Source organism: Dysgonomonas sp. HGC4 (assembly GCF_001261715.1).
In the GTDB taxonomy this organism is placed as follows: Bacteria; Bacteroidota; Bacteroidia; order Bacteroidales; family Dysgonomonadaceae; genus Dysgonomonas_A.
The window spans coordinates 1-9351 of record NZ_CVRU01000153.1; the positions used below are offsets into that span (position 1 = coordinate 1).

8 protein-coding genes and 1 pseudogene are annotated in these 9351 nt (G+C 37.4%); all 9 read right to left on the reverse strand.

The genetic code is table 11. The annotated features are described in order from the left end of the window. The coding region (locus HGC4_RS18980; protein WP_221406880.1) for a hypothetical protein at positions 1–209 on the reverse strand (209 nt) is incomplete at its 3' end. Positions 210–750: 541 nt separating this feature from the next. Next, positions 751–1722 (reverse strand): hypothetical protein, encoded by a 972-nt coding sequence (locus tag HGC4_RS14645; protein ID WP_050710884.1) that lies wholly within the window; start codon positions 1720–1722, stop codon positions 751–753. Positions 1723–2141: 419 nt separating this feature from the next. Then, positions 2142–2921, reverse strand: coding sequence for a hypothetical protein (locus HGC4_RS14650; protein WP_050710885.1), 780 nt, complete (start codon positions 2919–2921; stop codon positions 2142–2144). Between the two features lie 81 nt (positions 2922–3002). Further along, entirely contained in the window at positions 3003–3773 is a 771-nt protein-coding gene (locus HGC4_RS14655) for a hypothetical protein (RefSeq protein WP_050710886.1), read from the reverse strand. Positions 3774–3790: 17 nt separating this feature from the next. After that, a complete protein-coding gene (locus tag HGC4_RS14660; RefSeq protein ID WP_050710887.1) occupies positions 3791–4489 on the reverse strand; it encodes a hypothetical protein in 699 nt (232 codons plus the stop codon). Between the two features lie 696 nt (positions 4490–5185). Further along, positions 5186–5842 carry a hypothetical protein gene (locus HGC4_RS14665; RefSeq protein WP_050710888.1) on the reverse strand — a complete coding sequence of 219 codons (657 nt, stop codon included), beginning with the start codon at positions 5840–5842 and terminating at the stop codon, positions 5186–5188. 14 nt (positions 5843–5856) lie between these two features. Then, complete coding sequence (locus HGC4_RS14670) at positions 5857–7443, reverse strand: PKD domain-containing protein (RefSeq protein ID WP_050710889.1); 1587 nt, start codon at positions 7441–7443, stop codon at positions 5857–5859. An 11-nt stretch (positions 7444–7454) separates the two neighbouring features. Beyond that, a complete protein-coding gene (locus tag HGC4_RS14675; protein ID WP_157258322.1) occupies positions 7455–8099 on the reverse strand; it encodes a hypothetical protein in 645 nt (214 codons plus the stop codon). Positions 8100–8703: 604 nt separating this feature from the next. Beyond that, positions 8704–9351: pseudogene (locus tag HGC4_RS14680) on the reverse strand (hypothetical protein); the annotation flags it as partial.

Below are 9351 nucleotides of genomic sequence, written 5' to 3' on the forward strand. Positions count from 1 at the left end.
ATATTGGAGACGTCGATCTGGTCTCGCTGAAGTTCGCTCATGCGAGGGATCATTATGCCTTTGGGAATGGTGTCGGTGCCGTTGGCCAAAAGGTTGCGCACATCGAGCTCGGTCAATATGTTAGGGTTTTCTGTATTGATCCCGACTTGAGCAGAGAGCATACTGAATAAAACCGAAAACAGAATTAATAAAAAAAACCTTTTTGTCATTATTGTCGTTTTAAATAAAAAAAATTGTTAATGTGAATAAAATTATCGTTTAAAAAGCAGTAGCATGTAATCACTACATACTACTACTAAATACAGTTTTTTGACCAGTAAGCTCTTATTTGTGAAGCATAAAATGACAACAGATTAAAACCGCGCTTACACAACAGGCATTACCAACAAAACTGTAGATATGCTTATTTAGGCATTCAAACAAAAAACACCTTATTTATGATACATCTTAACGTATAGGAAGAGAAAATGATTTTTGGCTATCTGTATTTTGAACACAGGTACCCAACTACTTGCGATGAAAACTTATTATATCAGGATTACAACATTTGTCAATTTAACGTTCACTCTAACCTATAGCGTATTTTATACACAACAAAGATCACGTAATAAATCAGACTAAACAATAACCAAAACCAGCACAGAATAAGAATAAATTATCCTTTATGGACACATTTTGCAAAAAATAATATAAAAAAACAGCCAGAGCAGCACACCATTAAGTTTAAATAGACTAAAAAGAGTAAAAAACCTACAATAAACGATTTATAAAATCGCGCTGCTGATTAAAGTATTCAGATCTCACGAGGTCTGCACTTCTAGTAATTAAAGTCGAATAGCGTTTCAATGAATCGATCCAGGTTTTATGAGCTTCGCAGATTTTAGGATCGATACTCGTTATTGTACTAATACCATATACACGGTAATGTGCAATTTTAAAATCGTCACTCTCATATAGAACATAAGTAGTCTCAACACTGATATCGGATATATAAACCAAAGTCTGGGCCGTAGGAGATAAAATTCCTGTTGCAGAAATAACCTCAAGCTCATTAATCAAAGCCAACAAATCTTGTTTGAGCTGTTTAATATCATTTTCTGTTATCAGGTTTAGTTTGATAAAAAATACAATATCTTCTACATAAGACTTAAAGCTATCTCTATCAAAAATAAAATTAATATCAACAGAATTACTTATTTCTACAAATTCTTTAACCAGCAATGATACCTCTTCCGATACGTGATAATCTGAAAAAGGGATCATCTCAGAAAATGACTGAGTTTGATATATCCACTTGTACGAAGGTACTTTAGCTAATAATTTATGCTTCAAAAAAAATTGGTAAGGAATCTGGTTCGTAGCAATCTGCACTCTGGCATTAGCAGATTGTTTTATTTTTTTATAAAAATCAATATAGATAGATAAATTTTGAGGAAGCTCATCTCTAGGATCTTTATCAATAACAAGACTTGCATCAAAAACAACTTTAGAATTAAGTCGTTTAAAATTTACAACTGCATCTAATGAAATATTCAGATCTTGCGAAATAACCACAAGCTCATCTAAACTGAACATTATTGCCCCTCTCAACCTCCGATAGACAGCCTCTCGTCCCAAAGAAAGCAAGTCCATCAAATACTCCGGCACTTTCACATCAGAAGGCACAGATGCTCTTATTGCATTCACAAGATTAGCGACAATATCAAGATGGTCCTTTTTCATAATTTGAATAATAAAAGAAATACAAATGTGTCTATTATTACAATAGCAAACAAGTTTTTATTATACAAAATTGGGCTTCGTTTCATTTAATTTAGAAAACGAAACAGTATCAAAGACACTCACCTACATCTTACAATCTGATAAATTATCACCTCAAAACACACCTCAAAACACAGCATCACCACTAAAGACTCCTGTTTCTATCGAAAACATTAGAAATATAACAAAAACTCAACTATTTGCTTCGTTCTCTATTATACAATAATCTATCCCCCTACCCTACATATAAACTCTAAAAACGGAGATATTACTACTATTATTGATATACACTATAAACAAAAAAATAATAGATTTCATCTATTGAGCAAGAGTCAATTATTATACAAAAAGCTCAACAAAAAATTAATTATAATCCGGAACTACAATATTTTGATTGCTCCAAAGTGGCTACCTCCATATCTGTTATTAACGCTACTTGCCGCTTCGTTTCCAGCCCAGATTTCGAGTTCTGCATTTTGCTGAAACACAATCAATTTCATGAATTGAGGTTTGGCCCATCCACCGCCGGTAAACTCGTGCAGATTACCAACAGTTTCGAGAATAGCTCCTGTGGTTTTATTTCTCAACTGCATCCAGAAAAAGTTATTTCCGATCACACTCGGACTTCCTGTTATCCCCATCGAAGCATACACAAGCCATGTACCGGGAGTAACTTTTATTGAAGTACGAGTAAGATTAGTCCATGCATTTATCTGAGTTCCACTCCAAGTATAACTTCGAGTAGGATCTGCCACATTAGGATCTGTAAGTCCGGTAGGATCTCCATACAGTATACCCTTCGTAACCGCCTCTATTGGATTCAGCAAATTTTCTATTGATCTCCATGTGGCATACCCATTAGCATCGGATATTAATCGCATCTCCGATTCTAAGTTTGTACCCGAGAGAAAGAGCGACCCTGTGACCTCTAATTTTACTGTGGGAATAGCTCCCAAACCTACATTACCATTATTATCGACTACCACATCGTCCAAAAGCTGAGAAGCCGATACTATACCTGAGGTAGCATTATTGCCCTGTCCATCGATATGAAGCAAGTATTTTGGATTTTCTGTATTAATACCTATCTGAGAATAGGATGGTAAACTTATTACGAATGATATAATAATGTTTATAAATAAAATTCTATGTTTCAACATAAGGCTATATGTGTGTATTTAAGTAAAAAATATGAACTGAATAATATACAATCAGTAATCCATTTTCAAAAAAGATCTCTTTTATTGAAGTTTAATGGCATAGAAATATGCACCCGTAAGATCGGGGGTAAGTTGTGCATTTGTAAAATCGGTGGAAGGACTTTTAATATGTACAAAGTATTTCCTTTTCTTTTGGTTAAGACCTTCTACCGGAATAGATATAAAGCCTTGCACCATAGGCGTACTATAATATTTCTGATACAATCCTTTTCGAATAGAATAAGGCAAACCTCCTTCGCTCACGTCGCTATATGTTTTTGCTCCGCTACCATCGGTAACCTCCTCTACAATCTTGAGCCATACATATTCGGCAGTAGAAAGAGATGTATTTGAGATGGTACCTACCACATCGGCTTTGGCAACAATCATCCACAATCCACCCGTTAAATCTAAAGGTGCTGAAGTTATATCCTGATAAGTGGCAGACACAGTTTTCGTTGACACAACAGATCCCCATACAACTCTTCGCCCTATAAAATTAGAATCATACCATGTACCCACTCCATTCTCGTCCGATACCAGAAATGCTCCTTCGCTCTGAGCACCATCTACTATACGCAAACTTCCTCTAATATCAAGCCTTACGGCAGGCGTTGCAGTACCTATACCTACTTTTCCGTTAGATAGAATCACCACATCGTCAGCAGTTCCGGTTGTACCATTTGTATTTTGCAAAGGGTCTATTACCAATATGGCATTAGTACTGTTATTTATCGCCACCGATTGCGACCACAGCAGGCTAATCGACAACGGAAGCAGGCAACAAACAGCTATATATTTTCTTATATTCATTGTTATCAGTTTTAATATTACATCAGTTTTATGGCATACAAATACGAGCCGCCTATGCCAGCCGAGGTATAGGCACATACAGCATGATTTTGAGCATGAAGTTCTATTTGTTTAGTCTGCCCCTTAGCAACCTCAACCACTCCGGCTGTTTGAACCACGCAGTACAAAGAACTGTCGAATGATGGACGCCCTCCGGCAGCATTGACCGCCACAGCTGAGCTTTTATCATAAATCTGTACCCAAGTATAGTAACTTGATGCACAATCGTTTTTAGTTACAACTCTGGCACTCAACAGCCATTTACCTTCAGTAATGGTTATAGGCTGAGTACTCACCACCGACCAACCTACACCCAACAGAAGGTTATTGGAAATTGCTCCACTCAGAATTTTAAATTTGAACTCCGAGTCCCAATATCCTAAGCCTGTACCATCGGTAGTGAAGATGTTTCCACTGCCTTGTGTTCCGTCATTAATTCGGATAGTTCCTCTCAAATCTAAACTAGCCGTAGGATTAGCAGTTCCTATCCCTAGCCAACCCTTTGTATTTACAATTACATCATCGGCATCGTTAGTCGGCAATAATGCTGTACCACCTGTATTTGCCTTTGGATCAACATGAAATGCTCCAAACGGGCTTTTGGTATTGATACCCACTTGAGCTTGTAATAAACCGATAAAAAACAAGCCCACGAGTAATAGAAAAAAATTTTTCATTATCATATTTTTTATTTAGTTAGCGGTAATCTCCTCATAATCATCATTTATTACCTTAATATTAGTAAGTTTCGAACAAAAAAGCAGCAACATGTAATCGCTACACGCTGCTGCCGAACATAGTTGTGACATAGGTAAACGGATGATTCGTGCTGCGTTTGAACGACAACAAAAAAACAAATCAGACGCACGAAATCGTTTACTGAAACAACTGACAATATATTTATTGGGGAAATATTGTAAAGACCAAATTGTGATGTAATTTCGACACAATAACAAAAAAAGACAGATAATTCTGCCTGTAAATTTTAGGAATAAGTAGTGTTGTAAATGTGTAAAGGTATTACTTAGCTCTCTCTCTCTCTCTCTCTCTCTCTCTCTCTCTCTCTCTCTCTCTCTCTCTCTCTAATATTTCGACGCACATATCCAAACCTAAATAGTTAAAATTTAGATTATTAAAAGAAAATATGTTTGTTAAATTATGCATCAATATTAGTGTAAACAGTTATTTTACAGGGACAAATATAGAAACTATTTTTAGATATTCTAAATGATTCGCAACTAAATTGTCTTTTTTTGAAATCTTACAAATAAATTTTCTTTACATATTATAATAGAAAAAGGCGATCTTATAATCGCCTTTCCTGCTATATATTTACGTGCATCTATACATGATTTAGATGCAAGGCAAACCTATTATTTGGTTATAACCACTACATTTACAAACGAACTAGGTCCTAATAAGGTACTCAATACATCGTAGTTTACAACACCACTTGTAGAAATACTATTAATTTTGATAACATCGGTATCGTAATAAGTAATAACATAATCAAACTGTGTGGCTGATAGTCTACCATTCGGAAGTTGAGTTAAAAATCCATTATTTGTATAGTAAAAACTATTGCCCGACTGTTTGAACTGCTTAGCCACCACATTGGTATATAAATCGTAAGTTTTACCTACACCTTTAGCATCTGTGGGTAGTTCGAATACGGGCAAATAGAAATACTTACCAGGCTGATCTATACATTGCCACATACTACCATCGAAGTAATAATAACCCACCTTTGTTACTTTTGATGTTTTGGTAGAAACTACCCCATCAATTGCCCCAACATATACAATGGCATTAGTTTGATCCGTTCCATACCTTGTATCTTTACCTATAAGCTGTGCACGAGTAAGAGATGGAGCTATAATGCCATCAACAACAGTGGCATCACCAGGTTTCGATTCTACATGCATAGTTGCACTTGCTGTAGTTCTCATTACACCAACCTGTGCCGCAACAAACTCACACGATAATAACATGAGTGCCACTATCATTATTTTCAATAGAATATATTTCATAATCGCCTGTTTATTTACTGATTAACTCCTCGTATATGTTTATTGACTTTGAGTATACACGATCGGATAATCATTGTCGAAGTTTGAGTAATTTCCACTCCCCCACTACTATTATATGCTGTGGCAGTAATAGTGTACGTACCCGGAGCCTTATAATAATAAGAGTGAGTATAAGTAGCTGTTATATTCGGATTATTAATTGTTACCTGAGAATTATTGCCGCCATCCCCAAAATCTAATACTATTCTCGAAACCAGATTGAAGCCCATTCCATTCTCGAAACTCAGAGAATAAGATTCGGTAGCCTCACTACAAGCTTGTGTATCAGCCGGAGGGGTTATATGCATCTTAAACCAAGGTGCTGCAAAGGACGGCAACCCAAAAGAAGCTTTTCCATTGAATAACTTGGCAATTTTATAAACCTTCAAATTCAAAGGTTCATCGGGATTATCAATAATGAACATACCCGCCGAATTAAAATTTGTAATATATATTCTGTTGTCGGGTGCGCGCTGTATCCCTCCGAAGTGGTCGTTAAGCCCATTAGCCAATGATGTAGGGTTTTGAAGTGTTTTGATCGGAAATATTGTGTTCGGATCGGCAGCAGATAACAAGGCATCCAAATCATAAATGAATAAACCTGTTCCCATTTCAACTGTTCCCCAAATTCCGGTTGGAGTTTGAGTCAGATATAAATATTTGCCATTGGGAGAAAATTCAACACCATAGGCTCCACCCCTAATGGCAGTAGGAAAGTAAGCATTCGCTCTGATTTTCACATTCAGCACCTTACCCGTTGAAGGATCAAAATCACCAAATAAAAAATATCTACTACCAAAATTAGATGTAACAAAGTGCTTACCATCACTCGTAAATTTAATATATCCATTGGCGGCATCTGCAGTTCCTCCGGCATTGGGTATCGTAAATGTACTATGACACGAAGTCTGTACACCCGTGGTACTCGATACTTTCCACACATTAAGATAAGAGGTGGTAGTACCCGCTTCGGGTCTGCCTAATGCCACGATCCAAAAATCATCGCGATTACTATGTCGTACAGCCGTTACCGTTTCACCTAAAAGACCTTTATGACCTGTTAATAAAACATTCTTATTTGCTGCTTCAACAGCTCCTAATCCCCCACCTAAACTCATATTTACGATAGAATAGGATAAATTATTCGCCATTCTTTCACCCAAGGTTACAGCTATATAGCGCGACGAACTACTTGGGTACGGTATTATAATACCCGATTGGGCTGACGAGCTATTCCCTGTCAACTCTCCCCCATTTACCATGGGATTCATATTCTTATCCCAGATAGTCATTCCATCGGAAAAGAATAACAAATTGCCATCTACATCAGATAGCGAAAAACATCCTTCGTATGTATTGATAGGCGTAACACCCAATGAGGTAGGCAAGCCGCTCAATGTAGCATTACCAGTTCCAAAAACTCCCGTTGCAGCCATCGTTGCCGTTTTATTCCACGTTAAGCCTGCCCCTTCTCCAAAAAACCAGTTGTTTTGTTCTTTCTGAGCATTCAGGCTTAGAAAAGAACACGTAGCAAGTAATAATATCAGTATTTTTTGTTTCATCTCACTTCTCCTTACTTCTTAAGTACCAGAATTATATTCATAAAAGAACTGTCATTAGGATCTATCGAAAGCACATCATAATTAAGCACTCCCGCCGCAGAAACGCTATTTACTTTTATCACCGACAGATCGTAGTAAGTCACCACAAAATCTAATTGACTGGCTGTATACACTTCCGGTATTTGAGTGAGAGATGCATTACTACTTACCCAAGTTGAATTGCCAGCTTTGGTAAATTGCTTTTTATAAACATTGGTATATAAATCGTAAGTTTTAGCAGTCCCAACCGCTGTCATTGGCAGATTGAACGAAGGTAAATACAACGATTCGGGAGTATAATCCATCGGTTGCCATACACTACCATCAAAATAATAATATCCGGCAATAGTTACCTTTGTAGTTTTGATGGTAGTCGTACCGTCAATGGTGGAAACGTAAATAATAGCTCCTTTTTGATCCACTCCATATTTGGCATCTTTACTCACCAATTGAGAGCGAGTTAGCTGTGGTGCAATAAGCCCCTCGGCGGTAGTTGCTCCCGTTGTTTGAGCTTTAATATCCAATGTAGCCTTGGGAGCATCTGTATTAATCCCGATTTGTGCCTGTATATGACTCATACATAATAAACAGAGAGGCAGCAAAAAAAATCTTTTCATTGTCATTATTTTAAAAATTATTTATTAATCTTGTTAGTTAGTTTCGAACAAAAAAGCAGCAACATGTAATCGCTACACGCTGCTGCCGGACATAGTTGTGACATAGGTAAACGAATGATTCGTGCCGATTTTGAACGACAACAAAAAAACAAATCGATTACACGAAAACGTTTACCGAAACAACTGACAATATATTTATTGGGGAAATATTGTAAAGAAAAAACACAAGCGTAAATAAGACGCAATATAAAAAAAAGACAGATAACTCCGCCTGTAATTTTTGGAAATAAATAGTGCTTTAAGTGTGTAGCTGTATTATTTAACTCTCTCTCTCTCTCTCTCTCTCTCTCTCTCTCTCTCTCTCTAATATTTCAGCACAATTAACCAAGCCTAAATAGTTAAAGTTTAGATTATTATCTAGCGATATATTTGTTAATTTTACTTGAGCCATTATTGTAATGAGTTATTTTACAGGGGCGAAGATAGTACTTTTTATAATACAAGAAAAATTTTAATGTATATATCTTTGATTGTATAAAAAACCACACAAGGTGTATTGCGTGGTTTTTGTTGGGTATAAGGTAGGATCTTTATTGGTTTATAGTTATTGATTTTGTCGTCTAAACTCTTCTGCTTGTAATATACACCAGGCAAAGGCATTGGCGGTAAAGGTGGTATTGTCAACTCTGTTGCCTGTGCCGCCAAAGTTCAGACGGAAGCCGGGGTAATTGGTAAAGGTTCGGCCATTTATGGTTCTATTGGTTAGGACGAAGGGACATACATTGCTTAGTACATTGGCATAGGTTCGGGCTTCGGAGGAGTTAAATCCGCCGTCGCCGATAAATACGAAGGGTAGGTTTTTGTGTCGGAAGATGGTGACTCCTTCGGCGGGACGGGTGGTGTTACCGATTTCTCTGGCGCCGGAATAGATGACGACTTCGTCTAAGGGCAGATTGGTGATATACTGGGTGTAGGAGGCGTCTTCGCCCCAGTTTCTTCCTAGGATATCATTGAATGGGCCTCTGAGAATGGGGTCGTCGTCTCTACAATAATAGGGGCGCATATTGGCTGGCATATTTGTGGTATTGAAGCCTAGGGTATAGTTGGCGCCGGGGGCTGCTCCGGTGGCGGAGGCTATGGCTGGGGAGGGGTAGTCGAATAATAGGTTCATGAAGTTGGCATTGGAGGTTGCTTGTTCTGAACAGATCATTAGGATACCGCCTGATTTTACGAATTCTACGAGCTTGGCGCA